Annotated in this window: 17 protein-coding genes; all 17 read left to right on the top strand. The window is 38.2% G+C overall.

What is annotated here, in order from left to right; all coding sequences use genetic code 11:
* Positions 1 to 246 precede the first annotated feature (246 nt).
* The 17 genes from IF202_RS03410 to IF202_RS03485 all read left to right on the top strand — a co-directional run bounded on the left by IF202_RS03410 (position 247) and on the right by IF202_RS03485 (position 18674).
* Complete coding sequence (locus tag IF202_RS03410) at positions 247 to 1128, top strand: NAD(P)-dependent oxidoreductase (RefSeq protein ID WP_191593450.1); 882 nt, start codon at positions 247 to 249, stop codon at positions 1126 to 1128.
* Between the two features lie 175 nt (positions 1129 to 1303).
* On the top strand, positions 1304 to 1873 hold the full coding sequence (locus tag IF202_RS03415) for a DJ-1/PfpI family protein (protein ID WP_191593451.1): 570 nt from the start codon (positions 1304 to 1306) through the stop codon (positions 1871 to 1873).
* 202 nt (positions 1874 to 2075) lie between these two features.
* Positions 2076 to 2435, top strand: coding sequence for a ribbon-helix-helix domain-containing protein (locus tag IF202_RS03420; protein ID WP_191593452.1), 360 nt, complete (start codon positions 2076 to 2078; stop codon positions 2433 to 2435).
* Between the two features lie 373 nt (positions 2436 to 2808).
* The gene (locus IF202_RS03425; RefSeq protein ID WP_191593453.1) at positions 2809 to 4344 is read left to right on the top strand and encodes a sensor histidine kinase; all 1536 of its coding nucleotides are present in this window, start codon (positions 2809 to 2811) and stop codon (positions 4342 to 4344) included.
* Positions 4345 to 4354: 10 nt separating this feature from the next.
* The gene (locus tag IF202_RS03430; protein WP_191593454.1) at positions 4355 to 4771 is read left to right on the top strand and encodes a response regulator; all 417 of its coding nucleotides are present in this window, start codon (positions 4355 to 4357) and stop codon (positions 4769 to 4771) included.
* Positions 4772 to 4779: 8 nt separating this feature from the next.
* Positions 4780 to 6486, top strand: coding sequence for a two-component system response regulator (locus tag IF202_RS03435; RefSeq protein ID WP_191593455.1), 1707 nt, complete (start codon positions 4780 to 4782; stop codon positions 6484 to 6486).
* 217 nt (positions 6487 to 6703) lie between these two features.
* The gene (gene rluF / locus IF202_RS03440; protein ID WP_191593456.1) at positions 6704 to 7777 is read left to right on the top strand and encodes a 23S rRNA pseudouridine(2604) synthase RluF; all 1074 of its coding nucleotides are present in this window, start codon (positions 6704 to 6706) and stop codon (positions 7775 to 7777) included.
* Positions 7778 to 8355: 578 nt separating this feature from the next.
* Positions 8356 to 8484, top strand: a complete 129-nt coding sequence (locus tag IF202_RS17580) for a hypothetical protein (RefSeq protein WP_268926160.1) — start codon at positions 8356 to 8358, stop codon at positions 8482 to 8484.
* Positions 8485 to 8622: 138 nt separating this feature from the next.
* On the top strand, positions 8623 to 9648 hold the full coding sequence (locus IF202_RS03445) for a hypothetical protein (RefSeq protein ID WP_191593457.1): 1026 nt from the start codon (positions 8623 to 8625) through the stop codon (positions 9646 to 9648).
* Positions 9649 to 9676: 28 nt separating this feature from the next.
* The gene (locus IF202_RS03450; protein ID WP_191593458.1) at positions 9677 to 10516 is read left to right on the top strand and encodes an NDR1/HIN1-like protein; all 840 of its coding nucleotides are present in this window, start codon (positions 9677 to 9679) and stop codon (positions 10514 to 10516) included.
* A gap of 304 nt (positions 10517 to 10820) precedes the next feature.
* Positions 10821 to 12095, top strand: coding sequence for a paraquat-inducible protein A (locus IF202_RS03455; RefSeq protein WP_191593459.1), 1275 nt, complete (start codon positions 10821 to 10823; stop codon positions 12093 to 12095).
* Complete coding sequence (gene pqiB / locus IF202_RS03460; protein ID WP_191593460.1) at positions 12092 to 13738, top strand: intermembrane transport protein PqiB; 1647 nt, start codon at positions 12092 to 12094, stop codon at positions 13736 to 13738. The genes IF202_RS03455 and pqiB overlap by 4 nt, the downstream gene beginning before the upstream one ends.
* 26 nt (positions 13739 to 13764) lie before the next feature.
* Positions 13765 to 14355: a PqiC family protein gene (locus IF202_RS03465; protein ID WP_206705351.1), complete on the top strand. Its 591-nt coding sequence runs from the start codon at positions 13765 to 13767 to the stop codon at positions 14353 to 14355.
* A gap of 172 nt (positions 14356 to 14527) precedes the next feature.
* The gene (locus IF202_RS03470; RefSeq protein ID WP_191593461.1) at positions 14528 to 15358 is read left to right on the top strand and encodes a mechanosensitive ion channel family protein; all 831 of its coding nucleotides are present in this window, start codon (positions 14528 to 14530) and stop codon (positions 15356 to 15358) included.
* Between the two features lie 188 nt (positions 15359 to 15546).
* Complete coding sequence (locus IF202_RS03475) at positions 15547 to 16701, top strand: ABC transporter substrate-binding protein (protein WP_191593462.1); 1155 nt, start codon at positions 15547 to 15549, stop codon at positions 16699 to 16701.
* A 96-nt stretch (positions 16702 to 16797) separates the two neighbouring features.
* Positions 16798 to 17901: a FecCD family ABC transporter permease gene (locus tag IF202_RS03480; protein WP_191593463.1), complete on the top strand. Its 1104-nt coding sequence runs from the start codon at positions 16798 to 16800 to the stop codon at positions 17899 to 17901.
* Positions 17898 to 18674, top strand: coding sequence for an ABC transporter ATP-binding protein (locus IF202_RS03485; protein WP_191593464.1), 777 nt, complete (start codon positions 17898 to 17900; stop codon positions 18672 to 18674). The genes IF202_RS03480 and IF202_RS03485 overlap by 4 nt, the downstream gene beginning before the upstream one ends.
* Positions 18675 to 18786 lie beyond the last annotated feature (112 nt).

Genomic DNA, 18786 nt, shown 5'->3' on the forward strand with positions numbered 1-18786 from the left:
GATTAGATCTGTACATTACTTATTGTTCCATTGGATGTTTTTCTAATTTGACTGACTGCTTATGCTTTGCCTAGATGTTAAACAGAAAAACCTGTGCATGCTTGAGCTTCTTTCAAACATGACGTGTTAGTTGTATTAATTGGTTGTTTGAAACCATTCAAAGATTGCTAAAATGCTAGCAGATGTATATTCTTGCCGTTTAAGATAAACATATAATAATACAATTACATCTTCTAGGAGTTAGATATGTCTAAACCAGTAATCGGTTTTATCGGTCTTGGCCTTATGGGCGGCAACATGGTAGAGAATCTACAAAAACGTGGCTACCAAGTAAACGTAATGGACCTTAGCCAAGACGCAGTTGATGCTGTACTTGCTCGTGGTAACGCGACTCAATTTACTTCTGCAAAAGCATTAGCAGCAGCAAGTGACGTTGTTGAGTTTTGTCTTACAACTTCTGCTGTTGTTGAGAAAATCGTTCACGGTGAAGACGGTGTTTTAGCAGGTATTAAAGCCGGCTCTACACTCATCGACTTCGGTACTTCTATCCCAGCTTCTACTATCAAAATTGGTGCTGCTCTTGCTGAAAAAGGCTGTGGCATGATTGATGCTCCTCTAGGTCGTACACCTGCGCACGCTAAAGATGGTTTGCTAAACATCATGGCTGCTGGTGACATGGACACATTTAATAAAGTTAAACCTTTATTAGAAGAGCAAGGCGAGAACGTATTCCACCTTGGCGCTTTGGGTGCAGGCCATACCACTAAGTTAATCAATAACTTTATTGGTATGACAACTGTTACGGCTATGTCTCAAGCCTTTGCTGTTGCAAAAGCGGCAGGTGTTGACGGTCAGCAATTGTTCGACATCATGTCTGCTGGTCCATCTAACTCACCATTCATGCAATTTACTAAATTCTATGCAGTAGATGGCGAAGAAAAATTAGGTTTCTCTGTAGCAAATGCTAACAAAGATCTAGGTTACTTCTTACAGATGGTTTCTGACTTAGGTTCTGAGTCTCCAATCGCTGAAGGTACTTCTAAAGCGCTACAAGCTGGTGTTGATGCTGGTTTTGGCCAAAATGACGTACCAAAAATCTTTGATTATTTCACTGGTTTAAAGAAGTAATTTAAACTACTTCTTTAAAGACCTCGTGCATTTTTAAAAATTGCACGGGGTTTTTTTTTTGCTTTTTTGTCTATACTTAAAACCTTCCTTTCATAATGTAATAACCCATTAATACCTGCTTTGTTTCTCAAACTGTTAAAACATAAGATGTTTCAATACAAGATGAGGAAGTATCATGAACAATAAAAAAATCTTAATGATCACTGGCGACTTTACTGAAGACTACGAAACTATGGTGCCTTTTCAGGCATTAATAAGTGTTGGTCATACTGTGCATGCGGTTTGCCCCGATAAAAAGTCTGGGGACACTGTTGCAACAGCAATTCATGACTTTGAAGGTGATCAAACATATACCGAAAAAGTCGGTCACCGCTTCGCTCTTAATGCGACGTTTGCTGATGTGAACGTTGAAGATTACGATGCTTTGATTATTCCCGGTGGTCGAGCACCTGAATACCTTCGTCTAAATAAAGACGTCATTGCTATGGTGAAGTACTTTTTTGAGACAAATAAACCTGTGGCGGCGGTATGTCATGGTGCCCAATTATTGGCAGCAGCCGGCGTTCTAGAAGGTAGAAAGTGTTCTGCTTATCCTGCGTGTCAGCCTGAAGTAGAGCTTGCCAAAGGGAAATTTGTAGAGTTGCCTGTAGATCAAGCGGTAACAGACGGCAATTTAGTAACAGCGCCTGCGTGGCCAGCACATCCAGCCTGGTTAGCGCAATTTTATGTGTTGTTAGCAAAGTAATTGACTGATATCTGCTCCGTCAGAATTCAGATCTAAACATTCAGGGCTAAGAGCTCAGAAAGTTAGTCAGGTTTAATTGTTGTCTTAAGACAATAAAGTATTAAGCCTGACTAACTTGCATCTATGTTTTAGGCTAAACTGTTTACCTCGTACCACTTTACATTCCAGCGTTATTTCAAATAATAAAAATAGGAAAAATAAGATGTGTAAGCTTTTTGTGAACTCAGATCCAAGTCTATGGGAAAATGTTACTCGTTCTTTACGTATTGATGGCATGGTGACCAGTATCCGATTAGAAAGCTTCTTTTGGTTTACGTTAGAAGAGATTGCTCAGAGAGATAAAATATCTTTGTCGCAGATGATTGCTAAGCTGAACCATGAAGCTTTAGATGCAGGTCATAATCTTGATAACTTTACATCCTTTTTACGTGTTTGTGCTATGCGGTATTTGCATTTGCAAACAATCGGTATGTTGCCTCATTCTCATGAAATTAGTATCGCATCGCTCAATACAGACCGTATTCTTGAGCAAGAGAAGTACTATTTAGAAACGCATCAGTAATTATCTGCGTTTTTTCAGTACTTTCTTCGTCTTTTCAACAGCCTGTTTTTTTATACTGACATCACTTTATTATTTAAAATTCCAATCTTACCTCATACTTACTAGTTGATCAAAAAACAACCTTACAAAAAGGCTACATACCAAATCTTCGATATTACATATTGCAACACATACTTCTCTGAAACTTTACTATAGTTATCTGGTGATGGTTGAAATGACGATTGTTCATTTTTACGTTTTAAGATTCATGAAAGACGTTTTTTTTACCGCATACAGATAAATGGAATGCTGCAAAGCGGACAGCCTTGATAGGAAAGGATGTATTTATACAAACCTTTTTATTAAATGCTCATTATATAGAGAAGGACATTCGATGCTAAGTGTAGAGTCATATATAGGAAATCCTGAGAAAAACTCTGAAACGGGTCTTTTGGATATTGTTCTTGATAGCAGCATTCAAACCAATTTGGACAGTATCTGTGAATTGGTACTAACAATCTTCGACGCACAGGCTTGCTTGATAACAGCTAACTTCTCACAAGGTCCGATTACTCTATCTCAATGTGGTGAGAGCCTTTCTGAATTAAATGATAATCAACAAGCTAGCATCAACAGAGTAAAACAATTTGAAGAATTCGTACTAGACACGAATCCTAATACAAATGCCGATAGTAAAAACACCGCATCAACTATTTACGAAGCTCATTCGCCTATTATCTTCCCCTCAGGTTTAGTATTTGGAATGTTGATATTTGAACGCCACAGTGAGAGCCCTCTTGATGGAAAAGAAAAAGCCATTTTAAGCATTTTACAAAGAGATATTACTAATCACCTAATTCAGCAAAAACAAGCTTTTGAAGAAGCCAAGTCTACTGAATTACATACTTTAATCTCCAAACATAATCAGGATTGGATCTTTGTTAAAGACGAAAGCTTCCGCATTGTTTATGCCAATGATGCGTTTCTCGGTGTTTATCCTGAAAATATGCAAGATAAAATTATTGGTTTTACCACACTCGAAGAATACGATGTGGCGGAAGCTGAACTGTTTTTAGCGGACGACAAGACTGCGTTTGAAAAAGGCATTTGCATCGTTACAGAAGACCTTCATATGCCAGATGGTCAGCACATTATTGTAGAAACAGTGAAGCGACGCTTCGAAGATGAGTATGGGAAAGCTTACATCTTAGGTGTATGTCGTAATGTCACGCGAAGAGAGCATTTAATTCGTGAGCTTAAGAAAGCAAACGATGAGTTAGACGATTTTACTAGTATTGCGTCTCATGATTTGAAATCGCCTCTCAATGCCATTAAGCGGTTACTTGAGTGGATTGAAGAAGATTGCAAAGCGTTATTGCCGGAAGAACATTTAGAAAATTTGAATCTAGTAATGAATCGAGCAGACCGAATGCAGGTGCTGCTAGATGACTTACTTCGTTATGCAAGAATTGATCAGGGTGATATTTCAACTGCCGAGATAAACCTTGCAGAAGTCAAACACGATGTTACCCAACTGTTAGATCTACCGAAAAATATCACCGTCAACATTGACGAAGGGATGTTGACAGTCCCTGTGGTGCCATTCAAAACTGTGATGTTGAACCTTATTGGTAATGCAATTAAGCACAACGATAAAGCGGAAGGTCTTGTTAAAGTGACCATGTTGGACTCTCGACATCATTACATTATCGAAGTTTCTGATAATGGTCCCGGTATTGAGCCAAAGTATTTTGATCGAATATTTCAACTCTTTCAAACTTTACGTTCTCGTGATGAACTGGAAGGTAGCGGTATTGGATTGTCGGTTGTTATGAAACATCTCAACAACTTCGATGGGAAAATTGAAGTTGAGTCTGATGGAAAATTAGGGTCTACCTTTAGGGTGTATTGGCCGAAAAAAGCTAAATGAGTTAATAATTATGATTCCAAAAACTACTTCATTGCTGATCGTCGAAGATGACGATGTTGATTATAAATTACTTATGCGCTCTTTTGCGCAACGTAAAATTGCAAATGTTACCGTACGAGCTAAAGACGGTTTAGATGCATGGGAAAAAATAAAAAGTGGTGAAATACAAAAACCTTTTATTGTTTTACTTGATCTAAATATGCCTCGTATGAACGGTAAAGAGCTGCTTACGGAAATTCGCAACGATCCAGACCATGCGGATACCGTTGTCTTTTTGATGACAACATCAACAGACAAAAATGATATTAAAGAAAGTTTTTCTAAGCATGCAGCAGGCTATTTCTTAAAAGACAATGTTCAGGGCAGTATTGATAAAATGGTGGAAGTGATTGATGGCTATTGGCAAATAGTGATCTTACCGTCATAAGGAGTGTTATGAATATCTTAATCGTCGATGATGACGCGGTTGATCGTAAGCTCATTAAAAGAGCCCTAAGTACGACCACTCATTTCCATAATATTGTGGAAGTGGCTTCTGTTACAGAGGGCTTAGACGCATCCTTAGTGAGTCACTTTGATATTATTTTGCTAGATTGCAATATGCCAGAAGTGGATGGCATTGAAATGTTGATTGAGATGCGAGCCAAACCCAATTTGGGGAATACTGCCATTATCATGATCAGTTCATCTGACGATTCACCGTTAGCGCTCGATTGTATTGAAGCTGGTGCACAGGACTTTTTGCCTAAGAGTGACATCTCTATTCGTGATTTGAATAAGTCGATTATGTACGCGAAAAAACGGTTTGAAACAGAACAACGGATGCATGAAAGTTACTTAACAGCTAAACATATGGCTGAATGCGATACATTGACAGGGTTATCTAATCGTTATCATTTTGAAGAAACTGTGAAAGAAATGATTGGGAGAGAAGGTAGTAAGTCGAATAGTATGGCGTTATTGGCTTTAGATATTGATAACTTTAAACACATTAATGACACTCTCGGGCATGATGTAGGCGATGATGTATTAAAAGAAGTGGTTGTTCGAATTAAGCGCGTATTGAGTCGTCATGAACGTTTTGCTCGTCTTGGTGGTGATGAATTTGCTGTGATGATGAGCCAAGTCCGTAATGCCGACGAAGTAAATTTACTTTCGAGTCGTATGCTTACTCAATTTCAAGACCCTATGGTTATCAACGACAAAATTGTTAATTGTAGTATTAGTATTGGTAGTGCTGTTTTTCCTTCTGATGCGAGTCGGTTTCATGAGTTATTAAAGTGCGCTGACATTGCCATGTACCATTCTAAACAAAATGGTAAAAATCAATTCAGTTGTTACAAACCCTATTACCAAACAGAATTTAATCGCCGTTTCAATATTCAAAATGAAATAAAAAATATTATTAAAGAGGAGACGTTTAGACTTTTTTATCAGCCGATTTACTCAACTCAAACAGAAACAATTGTTGGTTTTGAAGCTTTAATTCGCTGGCCAGAAATGGATGAAATGTTTACACCAGACGAGTTCATTCCTGTTGCAGAAGAGTGCGGACTGATTAGTGAACTGGGTAAATGGATTATTTCAACTGCGGTTCAGCAGGTAGCGTTATGGCGTGAAAATTTCAAATTATCACTTACTATCGCGGTTAATATTTCACCTGTTCAATTGCAAGACAAAAATTTATTACCTCATTTGATTGATACGGTTAAAAAGAACGGTGTGCCATCAGATAGCATAACACTTGAAATCACTGAAACAGCATTGTTTAAAGACAGCGAGAAAATCACAGAGACATTAAGACAATTGTCTCAACATGGGTTTAAAATTGCTCTAGATGATTTTGGTATGGGTTACTCATCTATCGCACATTTAATCGAATACCCAATTGATATTGTGAAATTGGATAGAAGTATGCAATCGTTCGTAGATGACGGGTGTAAGCGTTATAAAGTGCTGGAAAGCTTGGCATATATGCTAAATAAATTGGATCTAACTATTGTGGCGGAAGGTATAGAGACTGAATCTCAATCTAGTTTATGTAAGCAACTTAATCTTGACTATAAACAAGGTTTTTTATTATCAAGGCCTCTTCCTGTAGATCAAATTGACGCTATGCTTGCGTCTCCTTCCTTAAGTTAACAACTAAACGGCCTTATGTGTCTTTTAGACCATAAGGCCGTACACTTTTTTATTGTCACTTCTCCCTTTTAAATTCTTTGTAAGATCTTCTACACATGGTTTCCTATATGTTGTTTCCTATATAATGTGCTGAATCTCATTTTTCGAATCATCAAGTTTAAGCCGTTTTTTATAAAAGGCTTTAAACTCTCAATAATTAAGATCAAGACGGCACCTTATGTTTAACGCTTCATCTACTCGTTTAAATAAATACATCAGTGAAAGTGGCATCTGCTCTCGAAGAGATGCGGACCGTTTTATCGAACAAGGTAATGTCTTCATTAATGGCAAACGTGCCAAAATAGGTGATCAAGTTGCCGCAGGTGATACGGTTAAAGTAAATGGGCAGCTTATCGAACCTCAAGATGCTGATGATTTTGTGTTTATCGTATTGAATAAACCTGTTGGTATCGTGAGCACTACGGAAAGCTCAGAAAAAGACAATATTGTCGACTTTGTTGGCCATAGTACGCGTATTTTTCCTATCGGCCGTTTAGATAAAGATTCTCAAGGTTTGATATTTCTGACAAATAATGGCGACCTTGTAAATAAGGTGCTACGTGCAGGTAACAATCACGAAAAAGAATATTTAGTCACAGTAAACAAACCGATCACCGATGACTTTATTAAAGGCTTAGCTGGTGGTGTTCCTATTTTAGGCACTATGACAAAAAAATGCCCAGTGACGAAAGTGGCGGCAAACGTATTTAATATTACGTTAGTTCAAGGCTTAAATCGTCAGATTCGTCGTATGTGTGAGCATTTTGGCTATGAAGCAATGAAGTTAGAGCGAACGCGCATTATGAATGTGAGCTTAAAAGGTGTTTCTGTGGGTGAGTGGCGTGACTTAACAGAAAAAGAGTTAAGTGTATTATTAGAGTCTGTAGAAACATCATCTTCTGAAAGTAGTGTGTCTGCGAAAAAATCACGTACGACACAGAAAAAAACCTCTCGGCCTAATACGTCATCAACATCTATAGGAGCTTCGAAAGGCAATACTAAACATACTAAAGTCGAAGCACGTAAGCCTACGAGTACATCGAAAAGCAAAGATAGGCGGCCTTTTGCTGAAGATAAGAGTTCAAATACAAAGCATCCTAACAAGAGCAACCCAAATGCTCCAAAACCTAATAGTAAGCATCCTAGTAAAAAGCGTCCTAGCAGTAAACCTGCATCAAACGGCAAACCAGTAGGCTCTACCAAGGGAAGCGGTAATCGACCTCCAAGAGGAAAAAAATCTTCGCGTCCTTAGTTCGTGTTTAATAATGGATAAATACAAGGTCTGAAAGGCCACCATGGTGTCAGTCACGGTGGCTTATTAGCAGCTAGATCTAATTACCTAAAACATTGACGGTAGATTTTTTAGTGGCTTTTGCCGCTTTCTTTTCTTTCGGTGTTAGAAGCGCTTTCTTTTTGGAATTCTTTTTACTGTCTTGACCCTTGCTCATGATATTCACCATTCGTTATCACTATATTAACCTAGGTCGGTTTTAGCCAACATAAGGGCTGTGTTACGCATATGCATATAAACGGAAATGCCTAAATGGGTAACCATATGAGTATGTTCTTATTATCAGGGAAGTGAAAGATATACTTGGCGCCTTAATAGTTGCGGCTTCTTGCTGTTGTCATTCTATATTCTTAAGTAATAATTTATAAAAAAAGAAGAAGTGAATATTGCCAAATCTGAATAATACAGTGACTTAAGTGTCAGTTTTAGGATAATTTTTTGTTGAAAATAAGAGGATTTTGACACTGTATTCTATTGTCTATTGTATGAAATGTATCATCTTCATATGATAAAGCTTCAAATTTTGATAGAGAGTTATTATGAATATAATTAAGCGTTTGAGTGTTCTTGTTTGCATTGCCGTATTAGCTTTGAGTGTTACTGCATGTGCTAGACATGGGCATGGCGGTGGTGGAAGTGGTGGCGGTGGTAGTTCCCATCAAAAATAAGGCATAGTAAGATGTTCAAACACGTTGGCGTCAGGCATACGCTTTATGTTTGATAGTGATTTTTAAAACGGTTTCTAAATAGAAGCCGTTTTTTTGTAGTTGAAAATAAATGTCATGCTTAAGGAGTAAAGGGTAGTTATGTACACAGATGAAGATTTAAATTTGGCGGTTAAAAAAGGGATATTCTCGACAGGTTCTGTTGAGGAATTTCGCCATCTGATTGAGAGCTCTAATCACTCGCCTTCTGTTGATGAAGAAAACTTCCGCTTGGTCGGAGGTTTTAACGATATCTTTATTGTGATTGCTTGTGCTTTGTTGTTATTTTCATCACTTTGGGTGCTTAACTCGTTTGATAGTAGTGTTGGCTATTTTGTTTTTTCTGCATTGTCTTGGGGATTGGCTGAGATTTTTGTATTAAAACGCAAGATGGCACTGCCTGCTATTATGCTATTACTCGCCTTCATTGGCGGCATATTTATGTTATCAGAAAGTATTTTCGGGGTTGAAAATTATTCCTATAATGCTGATGTTGGCTACTCTGTTATTGCATCTACGGCATTATCAGCTTTAGCTGCATATTGTCATTGGAGACGCTTTAACGTGCCTATTACTGTCGCTGTTGGGACAAGTGTTGGCTTGGCTTTCTTAGTTGCAATTGTGCAGAGTATATTTCCTTACAATACGGATATTTTGCTGGTGGCTTTATTTTTGTGTGGTTGTATCGCCTTCACATGTGCGATGTATTGGGACTCGTCAGATATAACTCGGACTACACGCAAATCGGATATAGCTTTCTGGTTGCATCTTTTGTCTGCCCCTTTAATCATTCATCCAATTTTTTGGGGGCTCGGTGTATTAGATGGCGATGAAAGTGTTGGTAGTATGTTGTTGATTGTAATTTTATATGTCTTGATGACAAGTATTTCAATTGCAATTGATCGCCGTGCTTTTATGGTATCTTCGCTAATATATGTTATTTATGCGCTTTCTAGTTTGATCGAAAATTACGGCGGTGTTGGCTACAGTTTCGCTTTAACAGGTGTCGTTATGGGCGCTTCTTTATTGTTATTGTCCATATATTGGCAAACCGTAAGGGTTCATTTTGTGGGCCTGCTGCCTATGCGTATACAGGGTTATGTTCCATCTGTTCTTAGTGAAAAATAACTAAAAAAATACATAACATGGGTAAAGTATGATTTTAAGAATAGGTTTTATTGCATTAATTGTGTTTTTAACAGGTTGCTCCACTTTTAAAAATACATTAGATGCTAGTAAGCCTAATGCCTCTGTAACCTCGGTTTCTATTGGTGATATATCGATGGAAACGGTGACATTATTAGTAGGGATTGAAGTATATAACCCAAATTCATTCGCATTAAAGGCAGCCGGATTCGATTTAGATTTACTGATTGATAACAGTACTGTTGCTTCGATTGGACAGCCCGATGCGAGTCTTACTTTACCTGCCAAAGGCAGTAATCGTGTTCAATTACCTGTTACTTTAACCTTTGATGAAATTCTCTCGAGTATGCGTGGCTTGGGTGATAAAACTGAAGTTGATTATGGTGTTCAAGGTAAGGTTGCGGTTAATCTTCCTGTACTTGGTAGTATCGATATGCCAGTTGAGTACTCAGGTGTTTTGCCGATTCCAAAACAGCCAGAGGTGACATTTAAAAATTTAAACGTCGATTCAATTGGCTTTAGTGGTGTTAAATTGAGTGTGGATTTAGAAGTCATGAACCCTAATGTCTTTGATATTAATCTTAATGATGTTACATATCAGTTAGACGTAGAAAGTAAATCACTTGGTGGAGGCAACATAAAAACCATCAATCTACCGCAAGGTGAATTTCGTGTTATTTCCATCCCTTTATCTATTGGTGTGAGTGATATGGGAACAAGCTTGTATCGCTTATTAATTGGCTCAGAGCCTGTTTCTGTCGATGTTAGTATAGAGGCAGAAGTGGATACAAATATTGATGGTTGGAAGTCGGTCCCTGTTACATATGAAATGAAACAAGAGTTGAATTGATAAACCGATTTTACTCTTTTTGGTGACTAAGCTATAAAGGTTCTATGATATTTTAGAAAAGCCATGGTCTTATGTTGAGACTATGGCTTTTTATTTGTAGCTAAGTGGTAAGTTTTTTCTTGTATTTTTTATTGAGGACGACATATCAAGTATAGAATGAATGGCCTTTGAGCATGACTGTAAAAATATTAGAATAAAAAATGAATGTTAAACCTTATTGAAAATGGAGTGTCCTAGATAAGGTGTTGGTATGTAATGTTTTTGTGTTACATACAAAGGGCTCGGATCTTTATTATGGAATAGTATGAGTTATTCGTTGTTTTATGAAAATGTAACCGCTTGTGATGAGTGTGATTTATTGCATCGTATACCACCTTTAACTGTGGGAGAGCGTTTTAAATGCGTACGTTGTAATTGTGTTCTACTGAATGTCCATAAGCACGCTGCCCCACGTCTTTTAGGTATGGCTTTTTCATCTCTGCTGATGCTGTTTTTTGCGTTGATATTTCCTTTTTTAGGTTTTTCAAGCAGTGGCTTCGAACGGGATATCACTCTGTATAACATGGTCACCGTTCTTATTCTCCAAGACAATTTAATATTAAGTATTATCATTAGCTTGGCGTTGTTTGTATTTCCTATCGTGTATCTTTCAGCCATATTAGGCTTAGCTTTATCCTTTCATAATCGTTATTTAACAGTGTCATTAAAGCGTTATTTGATTCGTTGGATTATAGTCATTCAGCCTTGGTTAATGGTAGATGTTTTCCTTGTTGGAATTCTTGTTGCCTTAGTCAAAATGAACAGCTTGGCAGACATAGAACTTGGGCTTTCATTTCTGGCTTTTTGCGCCTATGTTATATTTTTATTAAAGACGGTCAGTTTAGTAGATCGCCGCTGGCTCTGGAACAAAGTAGCAGGGCCAGGGCCAAATCATGTCATTAGTGAAAACCTTGAGAGTGCGAGGAATCAGTCTCTTATTGGTTGTCATTTTTGTGGTGCGACATTGGACGGTGCTGCGTGTCATTGTAGCCGTTGTGGGCATTCTGTTCACAGTCGTCGGCCTCAGAGTTTGGTCAGTACTATTGCTTTTTTGATTGCCAGTGTGGTTATGTTTATCCCCGCCAATTTTTTTCCTATCATGCAAACTACTTTTTTAGGTATGACTGAATCATCCACCATTATAGGGGGCGTTTTTTTACTTTGGTCTTTGGGGTCATATCCAGTTGCTATTGTGATTTTTTTGGCGAGTGTTGTGATTCCTATTGCGAAAATAGTGTCACTTAGTTGGCTGTGTTGGCAATATTATTATCCAACGGAACGTGAATTACTGCAAAAAATATGGCTGTATCGAATGACAGAAGTCGTTGGGCGCTGGTCAATGATTGATGTTTTTGTAGTGGCTGTATTAACAGGGTTAGTGCAGATGGGAAATTTCATCTCAATTCTGCCAGGTCCTGCTGTATTGTCTTTTGCTGCTGTTGTTATTTTAACTATTTTAGCGGCAAAGACCTTTGATCCAAGGTTATTGTGGGATAAAAATAAGGCTATAAAGCCGACACTTTTGGAGAAAAACGAGTGATAGAAGATCGTAAAAATGTCGAAAGTCTTAGACGTGTCCGTTTTAACTCTATCTGGCTTGTGCCGCTGGTTGCTATTTTAGTGGCGAGCTGGATGCTCTATCAGAACTGGGCAAGCCAAGGACCTCTTATTACCTTAATTGCACCTAATGCCGAAGGGCTTGAGGCAGGTCAAACTAAGCTGAAAGCTCGTAATGTAGATGTTGGTCAAGTGGTTAATATCCGTCTTAGTGATGATTATGATAAAGCGATTATTAAGGTTCGTATGAATCAAGGTACGCAAAAAATGCTCCGTCAAGATGCCAAATTTTGGGTTGTTAAACCGCGTATAGGAAAGGAAGGCGTTAGTGGTTTAGGTACCTTATTATCAGGTGCTTATATTGATATGTCACCGGGAGAGCAGGGTGAAGAGAGTTCTGACTTTACCTTATTGAGTCAACCACCTTTGTCGACTACAAAAGAGGGTATTCGGATCCTATTGCATAGTACCGATAGTGCAAAATTAGGAATAGGTACCTTGGTTCACTTTCGAGGATACGAAGTAGGCTACGTCGAAGAAGTAGGCTTTGATGTAAATACTGGATCGATTACTTATCGTGTAGTAGTGCAGCCGCCCTATGATGCGTTGGTGAATAGCGCTGTTCAATTCTGGATAACACCGGGAGTTTCTTTTAAAAGCTCAGCGCAAGGCTTTGAATTAACATTGGACTCATTAGAAACCTTTCTTTTAGGTGGTATCTCATTCGGATTACGAGAAGGAAAAGCGGCAGGAATACCGGTTAAAGATTTAGCCTCTTTTTCATTGTTTGCCTCAAAGAAAGACGCTGATAATAATTCTTATGAAGAAGCGATTGAATATGTCTTTCTATTCGACGCTAATGTTAGTGGCCTTACTCCAGGTGCGAATGTGAACTTTCGCGGTGTTAGAGTTGGTACCGTATTGGAAGTGCCTTTCACAGGAGGAGGGATAGGCAGTCTGTCTTCTGAAGGTCGTCCAGTTATTCCTGTACTTGCAAGAATAGAGCCGCAACGACTCAATGCATTGACGGTATCGGGAGATGTCTCTGTACATAAGTGGGAAGAGTTATTAGGCGATAGAATTGAAAAAGGACTAAGAGCTAGGCTAGAAATAGGTAATTACCTTAATGCTGCTAAAGTTATTACACTCGATTTTATGGATAACCCCCCTCCCGTTAAGCCGAGTAAATTTGAAGGCTATCAAGTATTTCCTACTGGGCCTGATTCATTAGCGAATCTTGAAGGTAAAGTTGCTAATTTGTTGGATAATCTTGCAGAGGTGCCACTGAAAGATACTTTTCAGAAACTCGGTCAAACGATGAATGAAGCAAGTGAAACGTTACGTCAGCTACAAGCGATGAGTGAAAGTGTTCAGTTATTACTTGAACAAACAGAAACACAACAGTTACCTGAAGATATCTCTAGTGTTATGGCAGAGCTTAATTTGACGTTACAAACATATCAAGCAAATGGACAAATAGGCCGACCGCTACGTGAAAATATGGTGTCATTAGGGCGAGCGTTAAATGAGTTTCAACCTTTACTACGCCAGTTAAGAGAGAATCCAAGTACGTTGATTTTTGACACCACAAACCGTTCTGATATACAGCCTAAAGCGGCTAAATAATTTAAAGAGAAGGTAGTTATATTATTATGAAATGGCGAATGTTTTTAATGGTTGTTATAGCTTGGTTGGTCACGGCTTGCGCTGCTCCAGTAGCTCCTAGTAATGAATACTTATTAATGGATGCAGAGTTAAGCGATGTAGAGGCTCAAGCTACACCAGTAATAGCTGTGCAGTTGATGCCTGTCTATGTGGCGAATTATCTAGCCGGTAATGAAATCGTTCTAGTTACGACACAAGGTTCAGTGCATAGATCAAAAAGTAACTTATGGGCTGAGACGTTATCACCTCAATTGACTAGGTTAACGCAACAGCGGCTAGAAAAAACACTGCCCAATATTACTTGGTTTGGTGGTCAACGATTACCAGCAAATGCTATCGCTACATTAAGTATCGATGTGGACGATTTTTATGCTGATTTAGATGGTGTTATTCATATTTCTGGTCGCTGGCAGTTGATATCTGAATTAGGTGAATTATCTATTTCAAATACTTTTTCTGTAAAAGATATATTAAAGTCTGATGGCTATTCAACCATGGTACAAACTCTTTCCAGTAGCTGGTTTAATCATGTCATTGACTCAATAGCGAAAGATATTGCAAGGACGTTGAATCGATAACATTCTGTTGTTATCTAGAAATGTTACTTTATGCATTTTTTTTGCACAAATTGTCACGAAACTTATCTTCACATTAAAGATACTTAAATTTAATATTCCGTCGCGTCTGTTACCTGACGCTCAATCTTAATGTCAGTAACAGCAATCTCTTTATAAATTAAGGATGACTTTCATGTCGGAACTATTAGAAAATTTAGATATTAACCAATATTTTCCTGTCGCATTAGACTGGGCTACTAACCTTCTTCTGGCTATGGTGATTTTGTTCATCGGTCTATGGCTTGCCAATAGTGCTAATAAAATGGTTATAGGTATTAGTAAAAAACACGAGCAGCTTGATGATACCTTGTTTCGATTTTTAGGTAGTGTTGCTCGTTACATCGTTTTAGCTTTTGTTATTATTGCTGTATTAAATCGTTTTGGTGTCCAAACGGCTTCAATTGTCGCTCTATTAGGCGCTGCAGGTTTAGCTATTGGACTAGCACTGCAAGGCGCTATGTCTAATCTAGCGGCTGGCGTGATGTTACTTATTTTCCGTCCTTATAAAGTCGGCGATTTTATTGATGCAGCAGATCGTTTTGGTAACGTAACAGAAATAGATATGTTTACGACTATTTTGCAAACTTTCGATAACCAACAAATTATTATTCCAAATAGTCAAATCTGGGGTAACCAAATTATTAATCACTCTCATTACAGTGAGCGTGGTGTTGATATGCACTTCGGTGTTGCTTATGTTGAGAATACTGATAAAGCACGTGCGGTTATTGATGAAGTTTTGGCCAACCATCCACATATTCTTAAGTCTCCAGCGCCTTTCGTCGAAGTAGAAACGTTGAATGATAGTTCTGTTGATTTTATCGTGCGTCCTTTCTGTAAAGGTGAGCATTACTTTAATGTCTTATATAGCGTGCCAGAATTAATCAAAAAAGCATTGGATGAGAATGGAATTGAAATTCCGTTTCCTCATAGAAAAGTTATTGTGGTTAACGAGACCGCTTAACTTAACGTTTCATATTAAAGTGTTTTAGTTATTCAACTTAATAGCGCCATAAATACCCTGTTTTTCTTAGAAGCAGGGTATTTTTTTGATTGATAATTTATCATTAATAATAATGGTAACGATTACCATTTACATTATTGCGGTTTTTATATATGCTGTTTTTTTACCGAAAATGACGGAATATAAATATGTTCAGTAATAAACTTTCATTGATGAAAAAGTTTTTAGTAGTTTCTGCATTTGGATTGTCAGTCTTGATAAGTGCAAGTCAAGCCAATGCTGCCAATATTACTGTTACCGATGTTGCAGGTAGACAGGTAACCTTAGACCCTAGTGATATAAATAAAATCGTACTAGGTGAAGGACGATTAACGTACAGCCTTGCGGTATTAGATAAACAAAACCCATTGTCACGAGTGGTTGGCTGGAAAGACGATTTAATCCAATACGATCCTGACGCTTACCGAAAATACTTAAAAGCCTTTCCTGAAATAGAAAAAATTGAAAATCTAGGTAGCCCATATTCTGGTGATTACAGTTTAGAAAAAATTATTACACTTGGTACGGATCTGTTTATTCTGAACCTTGGTAATTTATTAAAAGCACAAGAAAGCGGTTTGTTAGAAAAATTAGAAAAAGCGGGTGTAAAAGTTGTGTTTGTTGACTTTCGTCAGCGGCCAACACAAAACACCGTACCTAGTTTGTTGATGCTAGGTAAAGTATTAAACCGTGAAAAAGAAGCCAATGCTTTTATTGATTACTACGTTTCGCAAATGCGTGTAGTCAGAAATGTCGTTGAAAAAATCAGCTTAGAAGATCGTCCTATCGTCTTTATTGAGCGCGCTGCTGGTTTTAACCCTGGTAAATGTTGTAGTACATTTGGTGCTGCAAACCTTGGTCGTCTTGTTGACGAAGCGGGTGGAATTAACTGGGGAAGTCGTAAATTTCCTGGTTTCTCTGGAAACGTTAATCCTGAAGCAATCTTCACTGAAAAGCTTGATTTCATTATAGGAACAGGCGCTAACTGGTCTGAAGCTAAACCTAATACAAACGCTGTATTGTTTGGCTATGAAGCGACTGAAGAGCTTGCTCAAAAAAGACTTCAAGTATTGGCTGATCGTAAAGGCTGGAGTGAGTTAAGTGCTGTTAAAAACAAGCAGTTCTATTCTATCTACCATCAATTTTATAACAGTCCTTACCATTTTATTGCGTTGCAAGTATTTGCTAAATGGTTCTATCCAGAAGAGTTTAAAGATTTAGACCCACAAGCAAACTTCAAAGAGCTACATGATAAATATCTACCGATTGATCTAAGTGGTGTGTTCTGGACGCAGCTGAATTAACACAATTTAGCACACTGACTATTATCTGATTTTGCCTGTCGATTTGAAATTTAAGTCGATGGGCAAAGTTCATTCATTCAATCGTGGATATACAAGATGACACAACTTCATGGATCTTCTCTTGATCCTGACGCTTCAGCTTTATCAAACAATTCAAGTGTCGATACAAGCAAAAACTTTCAAGCTCGATCTTATAAAAAAATACGTTTCTTAAGCTTACTTGCCTTTTGTGTTTTGTTAAGCGGTGTTTTAGACCTCTCCATTGGTCCAGGTGAGTTTTCCTTCTCTACTGTTATGGACGTCTTACTTGATAAATCTTCACATGGTGTTCAACTAGAAGTCATCATTTGGGATTATCGATTACCTGTTGCGCTGACGGCTATTTTGGTTGGTGCTATGTTGGGTGTGGCTGGCGCTTTGATGCAAACCTTGCTAAATAACCCTTTAGCAGAACCTTTTACCTTAGGTGTGTCGTCGGCAGCAAGCTTTGGCGCAGCTTTAGCAATTGTAATGGGCGTTGGAGTTTTGCCTAATGTAGGTTCTATTTTAGTCACACTAAATGCATTTTTGTTTGCTTTGGTTACCTGCATTGTGTTGCTAATGATGATGCGACTTAAAAACGTTGGAACACAATCTATTGTGCTATTTGGTATTGCGATTTTTTTCGCGTTTAATGCCATGCTTGCGATGATGGAATATGGCGCGTCTGAAACTCAGTTGCAACGTATTGTGTTTTGGATGATGGGGTCATTAGCTCGAGCGAGCTGGACTCAGCTTGGTTGGGGGGCAGCTTGTCTGTTCACTATTTTACCTTTTTGCATGTTAAGAACATGGCGATTAACGGCATTAAGATTAGGTGAAGAAACCGCATTAAGTATGGGGGTCGACATAGCCCGTTTACGTATTGAAATGCTAGTTTGTATTTCATTGCTTGCTGCAACCGCCGTGGCGTTTGTTGGCACAATTGGTTTTGTTGGTTTGGTTGGACCTCATATTGCGCGTTTATTAGTTGGTGAAGATCAGCGCTATTTTGTGCCCTTGTCTGCTCTGACAGGTGCTTTGATGTTAAGTATTACTTCTATTGTGAGTAAGTCTCTTACCCCTGGGATTATCTATCCGATTGGCATTATCACGGCTCTTATTGGTGTGCCCGTATTCATTGCGATTATCATTAGGCATTCTAAGGAGCGATTACCATGAGTTTGTCCATTACAAACCTAGAAGTGAATTACGGCAAGCATGAAGTCTTAAAAAAATTGTCGATAAATGAGTTAAAAAAAGGTTCCTTCACCGCATTACTAGGACCAAACGCGGCAGGTAAGTCGACTTTATTCAAGTCTATCGCAGGCATAATAAAAGTAACTGGTGGGGACATCACTTTGTCTGATGATAACTTGCTGAAATCTTCACGCAAAGAGAGAGCCAGAAGAGTGGCCTTTCTTCCTCAGTCGTTTCATGCCAACGTCGCTTTGTCTGTATTTGAATCTGTATTGTTATCATTAAAACAACAATCTGCTTGGCGTGTAAAGTCAGAGGATTTAGATCGAGTGTCTAATATTTTATCTTTGTTACACATAGAGCATTTAGCAGATAAAGATATATCTTCTCTTAGCGGTGGTCAAAAACAACTGACAGCAATGGCCAGGATCCTTGTGGTTGAGCCTGAGGTCGTATTATTAGATGAACCAACCAGTGCATTAGATTTGCATCATCAATTATCATTACTTGAATTAGTAAAAATGCATACAATCGAGAAAGGGATCATTACGATTGCTGCACTACATGATGTCAATTTGGCAGCTAAATTCTGTGATAATTTAGAGGTGCTAAATAAAGGTGTTATTCAATTAAGTGGCGAGCCAAGTCACGTTCTAGCACAGCCAAAATTGGGTGATACATACCGCGTGATGACAAGCCTTGAGTCAACGAAAGCAGGTCAGTTGTACGTTGATGCCCAATTATATAGCAATTGAAGTTCAAGTATGTATGTATGTATGTATGTATGTATGTATGTATGAGGCGACTGGTAATTAGAGGCAATAATTAACAGCAAAATAAAAAAGACTAAGAGTGATTATCTTAGTC

This window comes from Marinomonas colpomeniae (genome assembly GCF_014803385.1).
GTDB classification, from domain to species: domain Bacteria; phylum Pseudomonadota; class Gammaproteobacteria; order Pseudomonadales; family Marinomonadaceae; genus Marinomonas; species Marinomonas colpomeniae.